Origin of the sequence: Micromonospora okii (assembly GCF_020884795.1) — a bacterium.
GTDB classification, from domain to species: Bacteria; Actinomycetota; Actinomycetes; order Mycobacteriales; family Micromonosporaceae; genus Micromonospora; species Micromonospora okii.
Genome location: NZ_BBZF01000022.1, coordinates 111153 through 130439, shown reverse-complemented (window position 1 = coordinate 130439; position 19287 = coordinate 111153). Strand labels below are relative to the sequence as shown.

Genomic DNA, 19287 nt, shown 5'->3' with positions numbered 1-19287 from the left:
GGCCGACCCGCCGCGCCCGGGACCGGCCGCGAGGGCCGACCCGCCGCCGTACCGTCCCGCCGCACCGCTGAGGAGTTCCCCCCGTGACCGCCGTGCTCGTACCCGTGGCCCTCGACGTCCTGGTCGTCCGGGAGCCCACCGCGCCGACCGACTGGGCCCAGACCGCCCTGGGCCGCCCCACCCCGCCGGCGAGCGGTCGGGCGCACGAAGACCTGTTCCCCGAGCCGTTCACCGCCCGGGACCAGCCGCGGCCGGTGGGGGCGCACCTGCACTGGGGGCTGCCCGACGGGCTGACCCGGGGCGTGGCCGACGACAACGGCGTCACCTCCTTCCGGCCGGTGCCGGACCGCTGGCTGGTGGTCCGGCTCTCCGGTTCCGCCGGGGCGCGCCGGTCGGTGCACGCCTGGCTGCTGCCGTACGCGGGCGCGGTCGACCCGATCGTCGTCGACGACGCGCTGTCCGGGCCGACCCTGCCCGCCCCCGGGCCCGCGCCGCGCTCGCCGCTGACCGCCCTCGGCCACGGCGACCTCGGCTGGGCCGGCTACTACGACAACGTCACGCACCGCTTCGCGCTGCACGACGAGCTGACCGGGGTCACCGGCCCGGTGGCCTACCTGGTGCTCGGCTGGTACACCACCGGAGCCCGGGACCCGCTGCGGGTCACCGGCGAGGTGGAGCACGCGCGGCGGATGGAGGAGCTCGGCTGGGAGCTGCACCCGCCGCGCCCGGCCGGGCAGCCCGTACCCGACCGGTCGGTCTACCACGCGGCGGCGCTGGCCTTCGGCTGGCCCGCCCCCGGCTGGCCGGGCGACGGCGGGGTGCTCGGCCGGGAGGTGGACTACCGGCCGGCGGCCGACGGCGTGACGCTGGCCGTCGGGGAGACCCTTGCCGAGTCGCTGGCGGCCGTGGCCGCCGAGCCGGACGACGGGTTCTCCGCCGCCCGGCTGGTGGAGGGGCTGCTGCTCGGCGCGCTCGCCGACGCCGACGGGCCCGACGCCGACGCCCGGCTGGACGCCGACCTGCACCAGGCCCGGTTCGGCTCGGCGCCCGCCACCGCCGGCAACGAGTACATCTGGCAGCCCGCCGCCGGGACCGCCGACGGCGGCTCGTTCGTCCAGGTGGAGCGGACCGCGCCCCGGGTGTGGCACGCGCTGGAGCCGGCGCTGGTCGTCGCCGGCGCGGGGCGCAGCCCGAAGCACGGCGCCGACGGCCGGTACTCCGGCCTCGGGACGCTGCTGTGCCGGCTGGAGGGCCGGGCGCTGCGCGCCTTCGGCGTGGCGGGCGGCAACCCGGGGCGGGGCGCGGACGTGCTGCCCGCCGCGCCCCTGGCCGGCCTGCCCGCCGGCTACGGGGTGCCGGCGGCGGCCACGGAGCTGCTGGTGGAGCTGGCCTGCCTCGACCCCGGGTCGGCGCCGGACCTGGCCGAGGCCACCGCGACCCGGCCGTCGCCGGTGGCCGCGGTCCGCGCGGCGTGGTGGGCCGCGTTCGACCCGGACCACGACGACCCGGGTACGCCCCCGCCGGGCGGCGCGGTCGACGGCGTCCTGCCCAGCCCGGTCGGGGTGACCCCGCCGAGCCGGCCCTGGAACCCGCTGCTGCTGGAGTGGCAGGCCAGCTACCTGCCCTCCCCGAGGGGGGCGCACGACTGGCGGCTGGACGAGACCGACTTCGCGCTGCCGACGACGCTGAGCCGCCCGCCCGAGCAGCGGGCGCGGGTGCTGCGCGGCCGGGTGATGCTCTCGCCGGCCGCCGGGGCCCTGCTCGACGGGGCCGGCGCGGGCGGCGACGAGCGCGACCTGCTCGGCGGCGAACTGGTCGGCATCGCGGCGCAGTTGCGCGGCGACCCCACCGGCGCTGTGGTCGACGCCCCGGACGCGCCGGACTCGGCCGTCCCCGCGCAGACGCCGCGCCCGGCGGACTTCGTCGCGCTGCGCGCCGGGTTCCTGCGGCTGGACCGGGCCCGGCTGGTCGACGGCTTCGGCCGGTACCTGGAGCTGCTCGGCGCGGAGGTGCCCACGCCCGCGCGGGTGCGCACCGGCGCGACCCTGGCCGTGCCCGGCCAGCCCGACCTGGCGGCGCTGCGGCCCCGGTTCACCGCGCCGGCCCGGGTGCTGCTGCGATTCGCCGACGCGACCGGGGCGCTGCGCGACGCGTCCCCCGGGGCCAGCCCGGTCTGCGGCTACCTCGTGCCCTCGCCCACCGACCGCACGCTGGAGTTCTTCGACGCCGCCGGCAGCGGCTACGGGCGGCTGCGCCCCGACCCGGAGCGGGTGACCGCGTGGGAGGAGGACCCGGGCCGCCCGGCCACGCTGGGCGCGGCGCCGAGCCGGTTCCTGCCCAACACGTACCTGGGGCGGTTCGCCGACGGGCTGCTGGCCGCCGACAACGCGCTCGCCGCCGCCCGGCGCGACGGCCGGGCCGTCGGCGGCGGGCAGAGCGCCCTGGAGGCGCTGCTGCGGGCGCTGGACACCACCCGGTGGACGGTGGACCTGACGGGCCGCTCGGGCGACGAGCACCTCGCGCTGCTGCTGGGCCGCCCGGTCGCGGTGGTGCGGGCGTACGTGAAGGTGGAGGTGGAGGACCCCCGGCAGCCCCCGGAGAACGCCACGACCGCCGTGCCGGTGCGGCTGGGCACCCTGGCGCGCAGCCAGGACGGGCTGCTGGCGTACTTCGTGGGCGACGCGATGGACCGCTGCCACCTCGTCGACCCGGCGGTGGCGCTGCTCGCGCCCGGCCTGCCGAACCCCTCGGGCGACGCCGCCGGCCCCGGGGTGGACCCCCTGCGCTCGCCCTACCTGGACACCTCGGGGACGTTCACCGTCACGCCGGGCGTTCCGGTGCCGGTGACGTTGCTGATGGCCCCCGGCTCGGACGTGCACATCACCACCGGGCTGGTGCCGCAGAAGGGCATCGGGCTGCTGCGGGAGTGGACGGGGCCGGCGCTCGCCCGGCTGTCGCCGGCCCGGCGCTACGGGCCGGTGCTGCGGGAGGAGGCCGACACCCGGCTGCCGCTACCGCAGGACGTGCGGGGGGTGTGGACCTGGCACCGCCGCCCCGAGCCGGGGGCCTGGGCCACCGACGAGGTGGTCGCCGCCACCGGGGACGCCCGGCTGCCGGAGACGCCGGCGGTGACCAGTGAGGGCTGGCTCCAGGTCGCCCTCGCGCCGGACACCAGCTACTTCGACAGCGCCATGCCGGTGCGGATCACCTGCATCCGCAGCACCGGCTCGTCGAGCAACCGCACGGTGACCGCGCTGGGCGGCACGAACGCCGACGGCAGCCACTTCCTGATCCCGGTCTCCGAGGCGATCGACTTCATCACGATGGGCCGGTTCGCGTTCTACATCGAGCAGCCGGGCAGTGTCCGCACCGAGATCCGGGTGGTCCGGCCGCGCAACGGCCGGCCGTACCTGCGCACGGTGGCCGACGGCAGCGCGCCCAACAACCTGGACTCGATGCCGGAGTGCGCCCACGCCTAGCGAACGGCGCCCGGGTGGCGGCGCGCCCCGCCGCCACCCGGGCGCGACTTGCCCGCGCCCGTCACCATTCCGTCATGGACTCCTCACCGATGGTCGCGCTCCCCCGCTCGCCGCAGCGGCTCCGGCCCGCCGGGCCGGACCGGGCGCCGGGCCCGGTCGACGTGGCGCTGGCCGAGTTCGCGGCCCTGCGCAACGAGATCGACAACCTGGCCGGCGCCCACCGCACGATGATGAACCTCAACATCACCGTGGTCGCCGCCCTCGTCGGCTTCGTGCTGGCCAACCGGGCCGACCCCCACCTGCTGCTGGCGCTGCCGCCGGCCTCCGGCGCGATCGGGCTGGTCTACCAGTGGTACGTCCTGCACGCCAGGAACATCGGCGACTACATCAACGAGCACCTGCGGCCGCTGCTCGCCGAGTACACCGGGGACGACCGGGTGCTGGGGTGGGAGCACCACCTGCGCACCTCGGTGTACCGCAGGTTCGGCAGCAACCTCTCTGGCCGGCTCTCCTACCTGATCATCTTTCCGGGCGTGCCGGTGGCCGGCCTCGCCGTGACGGCACCGCTCCTGGACTCGCCGTGGTACGTGGCCGCCTGGCTGCTCGGCGTCGCCCTCTCGGCCACCCAGATCACGGTCTGGGTGCGGCAGGCGCGCGACTGGGTCTGCTGGGCCTGACCGGCTCACACTGGCGGGCGGGCACCCGCGAGCGCCGCCGGCCCGGGGCCGTGGCCCCGCCGCCGCGCGGGGCAGCCGAATCACGGAAAGCGTGGCCGTCCGAGGCGGGATGGCCACGCTTTCCGTGAATGCGGGAGGGAGTCAGCGTTCGCGGCCCTACCGGTCGTAGGCGAGGCGGGCCTGGCGGGGGACGTCGCCGAACCTGCCGGCGCGGAAGTCCGCGAACGCCTGGGTGATCTCGCTCCGCCGGTTCATCACGAACGGGCCGCCGAAGACGACGGGCTCGCGCAACGGGGTGCCGCTGTAGACCATGAGCCGGGTCGGCGCGTCGCCGTCCGGGGCGGCCAGCGGCAGCTCGCTGCCGCCGTCCACCCCGGCGACCGGGTCCGACCAGGCGGTCTGCCCGGCGGCGACGCGCCGGCCCGCCACCGTCGCCCGCCCCGCGACGACGTACACGAACGCCCGGTGCCGGGCCGGCAGCGGGTAGCGCAGCGTGACCCCCGGGTCGAGGCGGACCAGCGCGCCCTGCACGTCGACGTGGTTGAGGGCGGGGCCGGTGACCCCGTCGACGGTGCCGGAGACGACGTCGACGACGGCACCGGTGCGCGCGACGCGCGGCCGGTGGGCGGCGAGCAGGTCCTGGTAGCGGGTCTCGGTCAGCTTCCGCGCGGCGGGCAGGTTCAGCCAGAGCTGGAGCGTGTGCGCGTGCTCGTCGCGGTACGCCAGCTCGCGGTGGATGATGCCCCGGCCGGCGGTCATCCACTGCACGTCGCCGGGTTCGAGCGCGCCGGCGTTGCCGAGGCTGTCGCCGTGTTCGAGCACCCCGTCGAGGACGGTGGTGACCGTCTCCACGCCCCGGTGCGGGTGCCACTCGAAGCCGGGCGAGGAGAACCAGTCCTCGGCGAGCAGCAGGAAGGGGTCGGTCAGCGCCGGGTCGTTGGGCGCGAAGACCAGCGCCTTGTCGTCGACCTGCGCGTCCGGGCCGAGCCGGTGGCGGGTCTCGACCCGGGCGACGGTGCGTACCGGGGTGAGCGTGGGGGCGTCCATCGGCGGTTCCTTCCCCGTCGGGCATTTTGTTGACTCGTCAGCAAAACTAGCGCGGGGATGCTGACGCGTCAACGAAATAGTCGCTGACGTGTCAGCAACCGGCGGCTAGGCTGGCGGCGTGGGCGAACCGAGGTGGCTGGACGAGCGGGAGTCGCGCATGTGGCGCGCCTTCTACGAGATGCGTCGTCACCTCGACCGGCTGATCGAACGCCAACTCGCCGAGGCCGGCCTGTCCAGCGCCGACTACGACCTGCTCGTACCGCTGTCGGAGGCGCCCCCCGGCGGGCTGCGGGCGCGCGAACTCGGCAGCCTCGTCGGCTGGGACCGCAGCCGGCTGTCCCACCAGCTCCGCCGGATGGAGGCGCGCGGCCTGCTCACCCGCCGGGAATGCCCCACGGACGCGCGCGGCACCGTCGTGTGTCTGACCCCGACGGGCCGGGCCGCCATCGAGGCCGCCGCCCCCGGCCACGTCGACACCGTCCGGCGGCACTTCGTCGACCTGCTCAGCCCGGGGGAGATCGACACGCTCACCGCGATCGCGACCCGGGTCCGCGACCGGGACGCCCCCGTCGACCGGGTCTGACCCGGCCGGGCCGGGGGCGTCAGCCCTCCGGGGTGCCTCGGGCCGCCCACCGGCGCAGCAGGTCGATGCCCTCGTCGAGGCGGCCGTGCTCGGTGAGCAGCGTGACCAGCAGCGGCAGGGAACGTCGGTTGCCCTGGTCGACGGAGCGGCGGAGCAGGTCGATCGCCTCGTCCGGGCGGCCGTCGGCGGCCAGCAGCCCGGCCAGCTCGTCGTGCGCCCGCGCGTCGCCGTGCTCGGCGGCGACCCGCCAGTACCGTTCGGCCTCGTCGGCCTGCCCCCGCTCGGCGAGCAGGGCGGCCAGCCGGGCCGCCGCGTGCGGGTCGCCGTGGTCGGCGCGCAGCCGCAACTCCTCGGTGTGCCCCCGGTCGGCCAGCAGGTCGACCAGCACGCTGCCCGCGCCCCACGCGCCGGCCGCGTCGGAGTCGGCGAGGTCGCGCAGGTAGCCCGTGGGGTCGGGCACGGGGGTCAGCCCGACGGCCTCCGACCCGAAGAACCGGCTGCCGCCGAACTCGTGGCGCAGCCGGTCGTCCAGGTCGTCGGCCAGCGCGATCATCGCCCGTACGGCCAGCAGCAGGTGGGTGGGGACGAAGTCCTGCCCGAAGACGGGGATCGACGCCCAGACCGTGCCGCCGGTGCAGTAGACCCGGCCGACGACCAGCCCGTTGGTGAGGTCGGAAAGCCGCTGGTAGAGGGTCTCCGTGGGCTCGACGCCGGTGAGCAGCGGCGAGAAGACGTCCACCAGGGGCGGATCGTTCTGGGCGCGTACGAAGATCATCGCGGAGCCGGCGCGGATGCCCACGTCACCGTCGGCGTCGACCCGGAGCTGGTCGGCGGTGACGCCGAGGACGGCGGCCAGGATGCCCTTCACCCGCTCGGTCAGCTTGTCGTCACCGACGGGCGGCGCGGCCGGCGCGGTCGCCGGCGCGCGGCCGGCGGCGGCGAGCGGCCGGGCCGCCAGCGCGGCGGCCAACCGGGTGCGCCGGGGCACCGGGGCGGGGGTGGCGGTGACGGCCGGCCGGGCCGCCAGCGCGGCGACGAGGCGGCCCCACCTGTTGTCACGCGCCGTCATCGTGCTCACCGCCCGGTGCGCCGGCGGGCGGGTCGGCCGGCGGCTCCACCATGCGGATCTGGTCGAACATCTTGGCGATCACCAGCGGCGCGGCGACCCCGAAGGTGAAGCTGGCGAACGCGCTCTCCGCCAGCCCGCCCGCCCCGGCGGCGGCGGCCAGGCCGGTGCCGGCCACCGCCCGCAGCAGGACGGCGAAGATGACGATCGGCCGGTCCCGCTGGTCCCGCCACGGCCACTGCCACCGGCCCTCCGACTCGGTGGTCGGGCGCATCATGCCGTAGAGGTTCAGTGCCTCGGCCACTGCGCTGCCGACCATTCCCCAGACCGCGGCCATCCATAGAGACACGTCCCTACCCTAGCGATCGAGTGATCCACCACCCGCACCGCCCTGGCGCGGGTGCTGACGCCACAGTCGACGGTAACGGGGCGGCACAAGTCTCGGCCGTGAGGACGAAGAGCGCGACGGAGCCGGAATCGCAAGCCGGGTCAGTGTGCGGGGGCTGCCGGCACTGTGCCGCCTCCCTGACGGCGCGGCGGTGGAATCACCTCCGCCTCCTCAGTTCTCGGGTGCCAACGTGGCGAGGAACGTGCCGTCCAGCGGCGGTGATTCGGAACGGAAGCCGAAGAGCAGGAGACGGGCGTCACCGGTGAGCTTGATCGGAAATGCGCTGCGGTCGGTGGGGCCGCCGCCGGGGGCGGCTGAGATGAGTTGGAGGAACCCGGTCTCCATGTCCTTCAGATATATGTTGATGACCTTCCCGACCGGCAGGGAGGTCTTCGGATCGATGGCGTCACTCGGGGGAAGGGTGGCACCAGCAGGCAGGAACTTGGGGTCCTCGGCCTCGAACACGATGAACCTTCCGCTGTCATCGACGATGGCACCGCCCGCGCCATCGTCGCTCTGACCGCCGTCGGCTGCCACCGAAGCACGAGCCAGCGTGTCGGCATCCCGGTCTCTGATGAAGACGTCGATTTCGGTGTTGGTGTCATTCGGCACCAGGTCGCGCGCGTCGGAGGAGAAGACCACGTGGCGACCGGATGCCGTGATCCGCGGCGAGAACGAGGTACTGCCGCGGTGCGGCTTACCTCCCGGCGTCGGAGAAATCAGCTCCGTACGCCCCCGCCTGCGATCCCAGATCACCACGTCCTCGCTCGGAACATCGCCGTCACTCCCCTCCAGAGAGGCGGAGGTGTACGCGACGACCGTGCCGTCATGGTTCAGTGACGGCCAGTCGTTCGCACGGGAACCAGGGATGACCTTTGCGTCCGGCCGGACGAGCGTGAACCGGTTCGTCGCGAGCTCCATGAGGTATATATCGGTCCACGAGTTGGTGTCTCGGGGGGCGAGGCGAAGATCGGTAGCAATGGCGACCCACTTGCCGTCACCGCTCAAAGTGACTTCGCCCCGGGAGCCGCCCTTTCCGCCAGCGAGCAGCCTGTCGGGTGCGAGCTGCCTGACGCGACGAGCGGCGCGGTCGTAGACGAAGGTTCCCAGAATCTTCCCGAATGTGGTCGGATCCGTTCCCACCGGTGCCTTGAACAGCACGACGGCACCATCCGCGCTGATGCCCGCGATCTCGATTTCGGCTCGGGAGCCGCCTTCGAGCGGAGGAAGGGAGACCTGCTCGACGGTGCCGTTCTTTCGGTCCCGGATGAAGAGTCCGTACCTGCTGTCCACGGAAGGCCGACCGTCGACCACCTCTGTCAGAATCTCCACCAGCGCGACGTAGCGACCGTCCCCGCTCACGGAGCCGTGGCTCGTCACCCTCAACGTCTCTGACGGCGCTGTGATCTCCTGCCGCTCCACACCGACGAGCCGCAGGCCACCGCCGCGTCTTGGAGGCGCTGGGTCGTCGACGTCTCGGTCCAGAAAGAACAGAGTGCCGACGACTACGAGTATGGGAGCGCTGAAGATCAGCCAGCGTAGGCGGAACGCCAGCGACCGACGCTCTCGCGCCGCACCCGACATGGAGACCTCCACGCCACCGTCATCATGACCCGCAGTTGCGGGACTGGCTCTGGATCAACTTGCCGCTCTCGTGCCAGATGCACACGGCAGCCTCCCCGCCGGATCCTGTGGTCCGAAAGAGTTCTCCACCGTCGTTCCTGACGACCTGGGTTCCCCGCTGATCTCCCATGGCCCAGTCCACCTCGATCTGCCAGCGCAAATCAAAACGCGTGACCTTGGCCTCGATCAGGAAATCCTCTGCATCGGTGTCGGACACTTCGATGGGGAACTTGACCGGCTTCAGGTTCAGAAGCTCATCCTCCTCGCCGGAGCGCACCACCTTTGACGTCATCTTCGGCGGCTCGACGTCCAGATCAGCTTCAAGAGCACGATAGCTGCCCTGACCACCGCACCCGATCCCCACCACGGTTCCGCCGCTGATCGGAGTCGACCGACTGCCAATCACCACCGCGCGGATCATCTCGACGGAGACCTGGGCCTTCGTCTCGGAGTCGATGTGGAGTGCCACCCGCCGCACACCCGACGCCGTCGCACCCACGCTCTTGGCCCAAGCGCCGAGACCGTCGGGATTGTCACCGGGAGCGGGTATGTTGGAGGGTGGCTGCTCGACGTGCCACCGGTCGGTGCAGCGATCGTCAGAGAGCCGAGAAGTGATGTTGAGCGGGCCTGGCGGGTCGCCAGAAGGCGTGACGGTCGGCGCCACCGGCGACTGCGTCGCCGGCTGCGCAGCCGGATCCGGTTTCGGCGATCCTCTGAGATTCGGGTACAAGGTGGCGAAGGCGGCGATCAACGCTGCGATTACCGTGCCGGCGAAGGCCAGCAGCGCTATGGACAGGGCCTCAGATCGGCGGGCGCTGCTTCCCGCCGCCGCCGACGACCCCGGCTCCGGCTCCGGCTCCGGCTCCGGGGCGGACCTTTTCACCCTTGCCCGTCGCGGCATTCCTGCACCCCCCGGATTTTTTCTAGGGTGTATGGAGCCATAGTCGGTTCGACTTCCCTCAGCGCCAGATTCACGCGCGCCGACGCACACAGGCTATCAGCCTGGGACACCAGTCGATACCTACGAGGCAGTTGCGCGACCAGAGGTTCCGGTCAGGGCGTCGGGGCGGTGAGGAGGTAATCGTCGGCGTCCGGGCTCCACTCCAGACCCACCACGCCGGTGGTCGCCGCCGCCTTGCAGAACTGGAGGAAGCTGCGGTAGCCGAGCTTCTTCTCACTGAAGTCCGGCCGCGCCCGCCGGAGCTGGTTCTTGAGCCCGGACAGGGCGACCGCCCCACCGTCGCCGGCCAACTCCGCGACCACCGAGCCGAGCAGCCCGAAGGCCACCTCCCGGTCGCCGTGCTCCGGCAGGGAGACCTCGGGGTCGCCCTTGGCCGGACCCTCCCCCAGCTCGATCACCGTGCGGCCGGCGAGGTGCCGCAGCAGCTCCCCGAAGGTGCGGAACCCGTAGTCGGACTCGCTGAAGGTCGGGTCCTTGCGCAGCAGCGTGCGCTTGAGCGTCGAGGCGGTCACCTCGCCGCCGGAGCTGCCCTGGAGGCCGGCGACGGTCTGGGCGACGAGGACGCTGAGCGTGTCCACGTCGCGCGCCGCCTCCTCCTCACCCGCCGGCCGCGCCTCCTCCTCCGGCTCGGGCTGCGCCGGCTCCGCCTGCTCCGCGCGCTCCGGCCGCTGCGGCTCGGCACCGGGCCGGGCCGGGCGGCCGCGCCGACGCGCGGTCGGCGGGGCCTCCACCCCCTCCAGCCGGTCGTAGTAGAGGAACTCGTCGCAGGCCGGCGGGAGCAGCGCCGAGGTGGACTTCTCCACGCCCACGCCGATGACCCGCTTGTTCAGCTCCCGCAGCTTGTGCACCAGCGGGGTGAAGTCGCTGTCACCGGTGCAGATCACGAACGTCGAGACGTACGCCCGCTCGAAGGCAAGCTCAACGGCGTCGACGGCCATCTTGATGTCGGCGGCGTTCTTGCGCGACGCGCCCATCCGCTGCGGCATCTCGATCAGCTCCACGTGGGAGCGGGTGAGCATCCGCCGGTCCTCGTCGAAGTACGACCAGTCGGCGTACGCGCGGCGCACCACCACCCGCCCCCGCTCGGCGAGCGCGTCGGCGATGGGGCGCAGGTCGAAGGCCATCCCGCCGAGGTGCTCGCGCGCACCCAGGGCGAGGTTCTCGTAGTCGAGGAACAGGGCGATCCGGTCTTCGTGATCCACGAGGGCCAGCGTACGTGCTCGGGCGTGCCGAGGCCGGTATCGGCTGGCAGGATGGCCCGGTGGACCTCGACTCCGGCGCCGGGCTGCTGCACCGGCTGACGTCGTACACCCCCGACCGCGAGTGGGACACCCCCGCCGACGACCCGCGTGTGCGCCGCGACCTGGTCCCGAACGACCCGGCGACCCTGCCGCCGCCGGTCAAGGGCTACCCGGGCGGGCTGCCGGTCCTGGCGCTGCCGCGCGACCTGCCCGACCCGGGCACGCCCGCGACGGCGGTCCTCGCCGGCGTCCCGGCCCCGGCGCGGCCCCTCGACGCCGCGCAGCTCGGCCGGGTGCTCTTCCTCGGCGCCGGCGTCGTGCGCACCGCCGCGCGCGCCGGCCGCCGCGTCCTGTTCCGCGCCTCCGGCTCGGCGGGGGCACGCTTCCCCCTGGAGGTGTACGCGAGCACGCGCGGCGTCGCCGGGGTGCCGGACGGCGTGCACTGGTACGACGCGGTGGAGCACGCGCTGGTCCAGGTCGCCCCCGCCGCCGCCGGGGCGGCGACGACACTCGTGGTGACGGGCGTGCCGTGGCGCACGGGCTGGCGCTACGCCGAGCGCGGGTGGCGTCACCTGTACTGGGACGCCGGGACGCTGCTGTCGCAGCTCTCGGCGGCGACGGCCGGCGCGGGGCTCGCGCCCCGGCTGCGCTCGCTCTTCCCCGACGCCACGGTGCGCGAGCTGGTCGGCGCGGACGGGGTGCACGAGTATCCGCTGGCCCTGCTCTCGCTCGGCGACGGCGAGCCGGCGATCACCCCCACCGGCGCGGCGACGCCGGGCGAGCTGCCGCCGGTGGAGCTGCCGCTGTGCACCGGGGCGCAGCGCGCGGGCGAGCGCGACGACCTCGGGGCGCCCTGGCCGGAGGGGGCCGCCCTGTCGGACGTGCCGCCGTCGGACCCGCTCGACGAGGTGGTGCGGCGGCGCGGCTCGCAGCGGCGCATGGACCGCTCCCGGACGCTGCCGCGCGCCCTGCTGGAGTGGCCGATGGCCGCGGCGCTGCGCGGGGTGGACGTGCCGCACTGGGTCGCCGTGCACGGGGTCGACGGGGTGCCGCCCGGCCTCTACCGCTGGCCCGAGCTGTCCCGGCCGCTGCGGGCGGGCGACCTGCGCGACGAGCTGCTGCGGGTCTGCCTGGACCAGGCGCTCGCCGCCGACGCCGCGTACGTCGTCGTGGCGGCCACCCCGCGCGCGCCGCTGGACGACCGCGCCTACCGCGACGCCCAGCTCGCCGCCGGGCTCGTGGAGGGCCGGCTGCACCTGGCGGCGTACGCGCTGGGCGCGGGCGCCTCCGGGATGACGTTCCTGGACTCGGAGGTGCCGGGCCTGCTCGGCGAGCCGGACGACACCGTCGGGCTGCTCTTCACCTGCGTGGGCGTCCCGGAGTACGCCTCGCGCGCCGGTGGCCGCCCGGGCGCGCCGGTGGAGGTCCGGCCGGTCACGCCCCGGCTCGGCCGGTCGTGACGACGGGGCGACCCTGACCGGCCGACGGCAGCCGCTGCGGCACCCCGCCGGAAGGGCTTCCCGCTGCGGCCTTGAGCTGGCGGGGACCACCGTGAGATTCTGATGCGTCGATCAGAGGCCGCGCGTGGGGCCGACAGTCGTCCATTGGGCACCCCGGGCCGGCACGGCCTGTGGGACGGACGGCGACAACTGCGATGACCACCGGGCAGTCCGTCTCCGTCTTACCCATGAAGGACTCCACCATGCAGAACCCGACCATGCCCGCGCCCCCGCCGGGCGGCCCGACCCGGCCCGCCCGTCGACGCTGGCCCGCCCTCGCCGCGAGCCTGCTGCTCGTCGCGGCGGCGTCGGCCGCCATCAGCCCGCCGAGCGCCGACGCCGCGACCACCCCGGTCGCCGTCACCGTCAACGCGCGGGCGGGGCTGGCGACCGTGCCGGACACCGCGCTGGGCGTCAACCAGGCCATCTGGGACCAGAACCTGGCCACCGACGAGACGTCCGACCTGCTGCGCGCGGCCGGCGTGCGGATGCTGCGGTACCCGGGCGGCTCCTACGGCGACATCTACCACTGGAAGACCCACACCGCGCCCGGCGGGTACGTCGCCCCGAACACCGACTTCGACACCTTCATGGCCGGGGCCCGCCGGGTCGGCGCGCAGCCAATGATCATCGCGAACTACGGCACCGGCACCCCGGCCGAGGCCGCCGAGTGGGTGCGGTACGCCAACGTGACCAAGGGCTACGGCGCGAAGTACTGGGCGGTCGGCAACGAGAACTACGGCAACGGCCACTACGGGGCGGCCTGGGAGGCCGACGACCACCCCGACAAGAGCGCCAGCCAGTACGCCCGGCTGGTCGTCGACTACGCCGACGCGATGAAGGCGGTCGACCCGACCATCAAGGTGGGCGCGGTGCTGACCATGCCGGGCAACTGGCCGGACGGCATCACCGCCGGCAGCGACCCGGGGCCGTGGAACCAGACCGTCCTCTCGATCGCCGGGCAGAAGATCGACTTCGTCGACGTGCACTGGTACCCGGGCGGCACCGCCGCCGAGTCGCTGGCCCGCACCGCGCACATCGACGACGCGGCCCACCTGTTGCGGCAACAGATCGCCCGGTACGCCGGGGCGGGGGCGGAACGCATCGGCATCAGCTTCACCGAGCTGAACGTCGACGCGGGCCGGACCACCCAGCCGGGGGCGCTCTTCCTCGCCGACGCCTACACCGATTTGCTGGAGAACGGCGTCTTCACGGTGCAGTGGTGGAACGTGCACAACGGCATCGGCACGATCTCCCAGGTCGCGGGGCACACCGACTACGGCGACTTCGGCATCCTCTCCAGCGGAAACTGCACCGCCGACGGGTCGGTCTGCCAGCCGCCGCTGAACACGCCGTTCGCGCCGTACCACGGGCTGTCCATGATGAACCTCTTCGTCCGCCCCGGCGACCAGCTCGTCCGCGCCGGCACCGACGAGCCGCTGGTCACCGCGCACGCCGCGCGCCGGCCCAACGGGGACCTCGCGGTGCTGCTGGTGAACAAGGACCCGGACGACGCGCACCCGGTCGAGATCGACTACGCCGGGTTCACCCCGTCGAGCGCCGCGCCGACGACGCACACCCACACCAACGGCGCCACCGCCATCGCCACCGGCGCCTCGGGCAGCGCGACCAGCCGGGTCCTGCCGCCGTACTCGCTGACCACGCTCGTGCTGCGCCCCGCCGACGCGGTCACCGGGCAGCCCGGCGCGCCGGGCCGGCCCACGGCCGCCGCCGTCACCGACCGGGCCGCGACCATCTCCTGGCCGGCGGCCAGCCCGGGCCGCAGCCCGATCGCCAAGTACGAGGTGTACCGGCAGAACGGGACCGTCAGCGAGCAGCTCGGCGAGACCTCGGGCACCGCGCTGGCGGTCGGCAACCTCGTCCCCGGCACCAGGTACACGGTCAACGTGGTGACCCGGGACACCGCCGGCCGCGTCTCCTGGTCCTCCCCGCCGCTCACCTTCACCACCGACAGCCCCGCCGCCAGCACCTGCGCCGTCCGTTTCGGCAGGACCACGGACTGGGGCAACGGCTACGTCGGGGCCGTCGACATCGTCAACAAGGGTGCCGACCCCATCGACGGCTGGACGCTCACCTGGACCTGGCCGACCGCCTGGCAGCAGGTGAACAGCGGGTGGAGCGCCACCTGGGAGCAGGTCGGCCGGACCGTCCGGGCGACCAGCACCGCCGACAACCGCCGGCTCCCCGGGGGCGGCGGCAGCACGAGCGTCGGCTTCGTCGGCGGGTACGGCGGCCCGAACGTGCCGCCCACCGGGTTCACCCTCAACGGCGTCCCCTGCACCGTCCTGTGACGTCGTCGCCGGCACCCTCGTCCGCTCCCCCGGGCCGGTCAGCCGGGCCGGGTGGTCGGCGAGGGTGCCGGCGCGGCCGGTAGCCCCGGGCGGATCGCTACGGGTCCGCGCTTGATCCACTCCAGGTCGCCGACATCGCGGCCTTCGTCCGCCCCGGACCACCCCATGACGGCGACATACAGCCGGCCAACCGAGCACCGTTGACCGTGGGCGTCTCCGTGCTCGAGGGCCTGCAGCGGGGCGGTGAGGCGCTGACACCGGCGCGAGCAATCACCGTGAGTCACCGAAGACGATGACACCGCCAGCTGTCACGGTGCGTACCCGACAGTGCCCCGCCGCCACCCCGCGCCGTCTCCTTTGCTCTGCACCCACGGACGCAACAGCTTGGTGAGCAGGGCCGACGAACGCAGGGCCGGTCGCAGCGCGACTACCCAGCGTCACTGTTGCATATGTGGAAGCAGAGCAAAGGCGGCAGGGCAGGGTGAGGCAGGTTACCCAGGGGACTACGCGGCGTACAGCGCGGAGAGCTACGGCACGCTTCAGGTAGTCGCCTCTCCCAGGATTAGCGGTGCCTTGGTCGTCCGCCCCCATGCGGAAAGCGTGGGTCGAGCCGGCCCTCGACACACACCGGAGCGAATCGATCGGCCTGAGCCGGCAGTAGACGGGCGCCCGGCCTGCGGCCGACGGCGGGGCCGGCGGGTCAGCGGGTAGTCCGGCCGGTCACCGAACCGGCTTCGGTGTGATTCGGGATGACCCGTTCCGTGCCGCTGGTCGGCTCGCGGTGGCAACCAGGGCGCCCGCAGATCCTTCGCCTGCCGCGCGTCACGAAGCGCGGAGCCGGGCCAGGTGGTCGGCGAGGGCCCGGCGCGGCCGGTAGCCCCGGGCGCGGGCCCGGCTGATGTCCAGCACCATGCCCCGGGCGAGCTGGTCGACGGCGTACCGGGTCAGCGTCGGCGCGCGCCGGGTCAGCCGGGACAGGGCGGTCGCCGCGCCGGCCGCGCCGCCGGCCAGCCCCACCGGCAGGTGCAGCAGCCGCGCCGGCTGGCCCGTCGCGGCGAGCACGTCGCGCAGCACGGCGTCACGCGAGTACGGCCGGTCGTCGGCGACGTTGTACGCCCCGGGCGGCCAGCCGGTTGCGGCGAGGCAGGCGTCGGCCAGGTTCTCCACGGCGGTGAGGCTGAGCCGCACGTCGGGGCCGGGCACGGGCAGCCAGCGGCCCCGGCGGGCTTGCAGCAGCCGGGGCAGCAGGTGCGGGTCGCCCGGCCCGTAGACCGCGCGGGGGCGCAGCACGACGGCCCCGGCGGCCAGGGCGAGCCGCTCCCCGGCCGCCTTGGTGCGCCCGTACGCGGTGAGCTGCCCGTCGACCGGGTGCTCCTCGGCGACGAGGGTCGGCCCTCCGGGCCGGTAGACGCTGGCGCTGCTGACCCAGACCACCGGGCGGGCGGCGGCGGCGTCCAGCAGCCGGGCGGTGCCGTCCACGTTGACCGCCCGGTAGGCGCGCTCGGTCGCCGGGCCGGGCACCGGGTCGCCGACCGCCGCCGCGAGGTGGACGACCAGGTCCGCCCCGGCGAGGTCGGGGACGTCGCGGGCGGCGTCCCACGGCACGTGCCGGCCGAGCGGGCCGGGCCGCCGGCCGAGGCAGCGCACCCGGGCCCCGGCGGCAGCGGCGGCGCGGGCCACGGCAGCCCCGCAGAACCCGCTGGCCCCGGTGACCACCACCTCCATCCCGGCCAACACGCGCTCCGCCCCGGTCGGCACACGATCCGCCCCGGTCAGCACGGCTCGGTTTCCGGCCGGGACGGGTCGGCCCGGACGACGAGGCGCGCCCAGCCCGGCAGCGCCGCGCGGGCGTCGGCGCGGGCGGCCACCACGACCGGCCGGTGCGGCGCGAGCGCGGCGAGGGTGTCGGCGAGCTGCGCGCGGGCCAGCCGGGCGCCCGGGCAGGAGTGCGTGCCCGCCCCGAAGACGAGCCGGGCGATCCGGGTCGGCGCGGGGTCGGCGCAGTCCGGGTCGGTGCGGTGCGCCCCGGCGGCGTGCCGGGCGACCAGCAGCAGGCGGTCCCCGGCCCGGACGGGGCAGCCGCCCACGGTGCCGTCGCCGGCGGCGACGCGGGGCAGCAGCGGGGTCGGCGCGGTCACCCGAAGCAGCTCGTCGACCAGGGCATTCCGGGTGTCGGCCGACTCGGCGTGCGCCCACAGCCGGTCGTCGGCGCACCAGGCGACGGCCCGGGGGATGCCGGCGACGGTGGTGTTGACGGCGGCGACGGTCAGCATGGCGGCCAGGCCCGCCTCGTCCGGGGGCACCGCCAGCAGGTCGGCCAGGTCGGCGACGGCCCGGCGGGCGGCGCGGGCCCGGCCGGGCGGGCGCGGGCCGGGTAGCTGCTCGGCGGCGGCCGTGGCGGCGGCCCGCCGGGCCGCCGCCGCCAGGGCCAGCGGATCGGCGTCCACCCCGAGCAGGGCGGCGGTGGTGGCGCCGGCCAGCTCGGCCACCACCGGCACCAGGTCCACCGGCTCGCCGGCACCGAGCGGGGCGAGCCGCCGCCGCAGCACCTCCGTCCAGACGGGACGCAGCCGGTCCACCCCGGCGGGCCCGAGCCCGTCGTGCAGGCGGCGGCGCAGGAGCCGGTGCTCGGGGCCCTCCTGGTCGAACAGGAGCCCGTCGCTGCCGAGCCGGCGGGCGGTCCCGCCGACGGTGCCGGCGGCGAGCCGGTCCAGGGGCACCCGGGTCAGCGCGGCGAGGTAACCCTCCGGGTCGTGGACCAGCACGGTGCGGCCCAGCCGCAGCGCCGGGCGGCGGCGGGTGGCGGAGAGCAGGGCGAACAGCACCGGGTACCGGCGCAGGTAGACCCGCCGGTCCCGGCGTCGCCCCCGCCCGCCCGACCCCCGTCGGTCCGGGCGGGCGGGGGTCACGGTCGGCCGCTCAGGCACGGCGGTACCTCCGGGGCGTCGAGGGAAAGTCGGCTCGGGCGGCGGCGAGGATGGCGGCGGCGGCCCGGTCGGGCTTGCGGGACCGGCCGCTGGTCGGCACCGGGGCGAGCAGCAGCGCGTCGGGCCGGGCGGCCCCCATCCGGGCCAGGACCGGCGCGAGGGCGGCGCGCAACCGGCCCGGGTCGGCCCCGGGCTCGGGTTCGACGACGGCGACGAGCCGTTCGTCGCCGTCGCCCGCCGGTACGCCGACCAGCACCGCGAGGTTGACGCCGGGGACGTGCAGCGCCGGCTCGTACAGGCCGGGGTAGATGTTCTCCGCCCCGCGCAGGATCATGTCCTTGCAGCGGCCGGCGAGGACGATCCGGTCGCCGTCGAGCCGGGCGACGTCGCCGGTGTCCACCCAGTCGTGCGGTTCCTCGCCGAGGTAGCGGTGGGCCTGCCCCGGCCCGGTGAGCAGCAGCCGCCCGTCCGGCCCGACCCGGGTCCGCACCCCGGGCAGCGGCGCGCCGACGAGGTCCCCCGCGCCGGTGAAGGCGGCCTTCTCCCGGGCCTCGACGGCGGCAGCGGGGAAAAGCTCGGTCAGGGCGTAGACGCCCCACGCCTGCTCGGCGCCGGCCCGCCGCACCCGGTCGAGCAGGGTGGCGCTCACCGGCGCGGAGCCGCTGTAGAACCGGCCGGTGAGCCGGGGGTTGCGCGCGAGCAGCGCCCGGAGCTGGGGCGGGGTGAGGTAGCTGGCCTGCGGGCGCAGGCGCGCCACCTGCCGGGCCAGGGCCTGGGGCGAGCGGGCCGGCAGGGCCACCGGGGCGCCCCCGGCCAGGGCGGGCACGAGGACGAAGAACATGCCGCCGAGCACCGGAACGTCGGGGCGCGGCCCGACCAGGTCGGACACGGCGCGCATCCCGGCGTCCAGGCCGGAGCGCCGGTGCACCACCGCCCGGGGTCGGCTGGTCGTGCCCGAGGTGAAGATGACGACCGCGTCGCCGTCGTCGCCGCGCCGGTCGGGGGTCGGCCCCGACCGGGGGCGCAGCGCGGGGGCGCAGCCGGGCAGCCGGGGGCCGGCGGTGCGTACCGGCCCGAGGTCGGCCAGCGGCGGCAGGGCCAGCCGGGCGCGGCCGGCCAGCGGTCGCGCCCACCCGGCGACCGCCTGCGCCGCCGCGTCGGCGACGACGAGGGCGGGGCGGGCCAGGGCCAGCCGGGCGGTGAGCACGTCGGGGCCGGCGCTGGGGTCGAGCACCGCCACCCGCACACCGAGCCGGTGCGCGGCGAGCAGGACCGACAGCGCGCGGGGGCCGGGGCGTACGGCCAGGCCGAGGGTGTCCCCGGCGGTCAGGCCGTGGTGGTGCAGGGCGGCGGCGTACCCGTCGGCGAGGTCGGCCAGCTCGCCCCGGGTGGCGCGGACGCGGGGCCGGCCGGACGCCCCGGCGGTGAGCACCGCCGGCCGGTCCGGGTGGCGGCGCAGCGCCGTGGCCAGTTCGTCGAGCATC

General features: G+C 75.4%; 14 protein-coding genes. 5 read left to right on the top strand and 9 right to left on the bottom strand.

Going from position 1 to position 19287, the window contains the following annotated elements; genetic code table 11:
* Nucleotides 1-83 precede the first annotated feature (83 nt).
* Both LPU43_RS21485 and LPU43_RS21480 read left to right on the top strand, forming a co-directional pair.
* Nucleotides 84-3479: a DUF3892 domain-containing protein gene (locus LPU43_RS21485; RefSeq protein WP_229402297.1), complete on the top strand. Its 3396-nt coding sequence runs from the start codon at nucleotides 84-86 to the stop codon at nucleotides 3477-3479.
* Between the two features lie 74 nt (nucleotides 3480-3553).
* Complete coding sequence (locus LPU43_RS21480) at nucleotides 3554-4156, top strand: hypothetical protein (protein ID WP_229402296.1); 603 nt, start codon at nucleotides 3554-3556, stop codon at nucleotides 4154-4156.
* A 156-nt stretch (nucleotides 4157-4312) separates the two neighbouring features.
* On the opposite strand, the gene LPU43_RS21475 is transcribed toward LPU43_RS21480, so the two are convergent.
* A complete protein-coding gene (locus tag LPU43_RS21475; protein ID WP_229402295.1) occupies nucleotides 4313-5203 on the bottom strand; it encodes a pirin family protein in 891 nt (296 codons plus the stop codon).
* A gap of 118 nt (nucleotides 5204-5321) precedes the next feature.
* Here LPU43_RS21475 and LPU43_RS21470 point away from each other — a divergent pair, with 118 nt between their 5' ends.
* Complete coding sequence (locus LPU43_RS21470) at nucleotides 5322-5786, top strand: MarR family winged helix-turn-helix transcriptional regulator (protein ID WP_229402294.1); 465 nt, start codon at nucleotides 5322-5324, stop codon at nucleotides 5784-5786.
* A gap of 19 nt (nucleotides 5787-5805) precedes the next feature.
* On the opposite strand, the gene LPU43_RS28795 is transcribed toward LPU43_RS21470, so the two are convergent.
* From LPU43_RS28795 to LPU43_RS21445, 5 genes are all read right to left on the bottom strand, one after another.
* Nucleotides 5806-6855, bottom strand: coding sequence for a T3SS (YopN, CesT) and YbjN peptide-binding chaperone 1 (locus LPU43_RS28795; RefSeq protein WP_306416161.1), 1050 nt, complete (start codon nucleotides 6853-6855; stop codon nucleotides 5806-5808).
* Nucleotides 6842-7201: a hypothetical protein gene (locus LPU43_RS21460; RefSeq protein ID WP_229402293.1), complete on the bottom strand. Its 360-nt coding sequence runs from the start codon at nucleotides 7199-7201 to the stop codon at nucleotides 6842-6844. Before LPU43_RS21460 ends, LPU43_RS28795 begins: the two co-directional genes overlap by 14 nt.
* Before the next feature lie 210 nt (nucleotides 7202-7411).
* Nucleotides 7412-8836, bottom strand: a complete 1425-nt coding sequence (locus tag LPU43_RS21455) for a TolB family protein (protein ID WP_229402292.1) — start codon at nucleotides 8834-8836, stop codon at nucleotides 7412-7414.
* A gap of 10 nt (nucleotides 8837-8846) precedes the next feature.
* Nucleotides 8847-9614 (bottom strand): hypothetical protein, encoded by a 768-nt coding sequence (locus LPU43_RS21450; RefSeq protein ID WP_229402291.1) that lies wholly within the window; start codon nucleotides 9612-9614, stop codon nucleotides 8847-8849.
* 302 nt (nucleotides 9615-9916) lie between these two features.
* Nucleotides 9917-11026: an NYN domain-containing protein gene (locus LPU43_RS21445; protein WP_229402290.1), complete on the bottom strand. Its 1110-nt coding sequence runs from the start codon at nucleotides 11024-11026 to the stop codon at nucleotides 9917-9919.
* A gap of 59 nt (nucleotides 11027-11085) precedes the next feature.
* Here LPU43_RS21445 and LPU43_RS21440 point away from each other — a divergent pair, with 59 nt between their 5' ends.
* Together LPU43_RS21440 and LPU43_RS21435 are read left to right on the top strand one after the other, a co-directional pair.
* The gene (locus LPU43_RS21440) at nucleotides 11086-12525 is read left to right on the top strand and encodes a SagB/ThcOx family dehydrogenase (RefSeq protein ID WP_229402289.1); all 1440 of its coding nucleotides are present in this window, start codon (nucleotides 11086-11088) and stop codon (nucleotides 12523-12525) included.
* Nucleotides 12526-12782: 257 nt separating this feature from the next.
* The gene (locus LPU43_RS21435; RefSeq protein WP_229402397.1) at nucleotides 12783-14876 is read left to right on the top strand and encodes a cellulose binding domain-containing protein; all 2094 of its coding nucleotides are present in this window, start codon (nucleotides 12783-12785) and stop codon (nucleotides 14874-14876) included.
* Nucleotides 14877-15698: 822 nt separating this feature from the next.
* On the opposite strand, the gene LPU43_RS21430 is transcribed toward LPU43_RS21435, so the two are convergent.
* Genes LPU43_RS21430 through LPU43_RS21420 form a run of 3 tightly spaced genes read right to left on the bottom strand, consistent with a single transcriptional unit; the run spans nucleotide 15699 to nucleotide 19286 of the window.
* A complete protein-coding gene (locus LPU43_RS21430; protein WP_229402396.1) occupies nucleotides 15699-16601 on the bottom strand; it encodes an NAD-dependent epimerase/dehydratase family protein in 903 nt (300 codons plus the stop codon).
* A gap of 47 nt (nucleotides 16602-16648) precedes the next feature.
* Nucleotides 16649-17803 carry a cytochrome P450 gene (locus tag LPU43_RS21425; RefSeq protein WP_229402288.1) on the bottom strand — a complete coding sequence of 385 codons (1155 nt, stop codon included), beginning with the start codon at nucleotides 17801-17803 and terminating at the stop codon, nucleotides 16649-16651.
* Nucleotides 17796-19286, bottom strand: a complete 1491-nt coding sequence (locus LPU43_RS21420) for a class I adenylate-forming enzyme family protein (protein WP_229402287.1) — start codon at nucleotides 19284-19286, stop codon at nucleotides 17796-17798. Before LPU43_RS21420 ends, LPU43_RS21425 begins: the two co-directional genes overlap by 8 nt.
* Between the last annotated feature and the right edge of the window lies 1 nt (nucleotide 19287).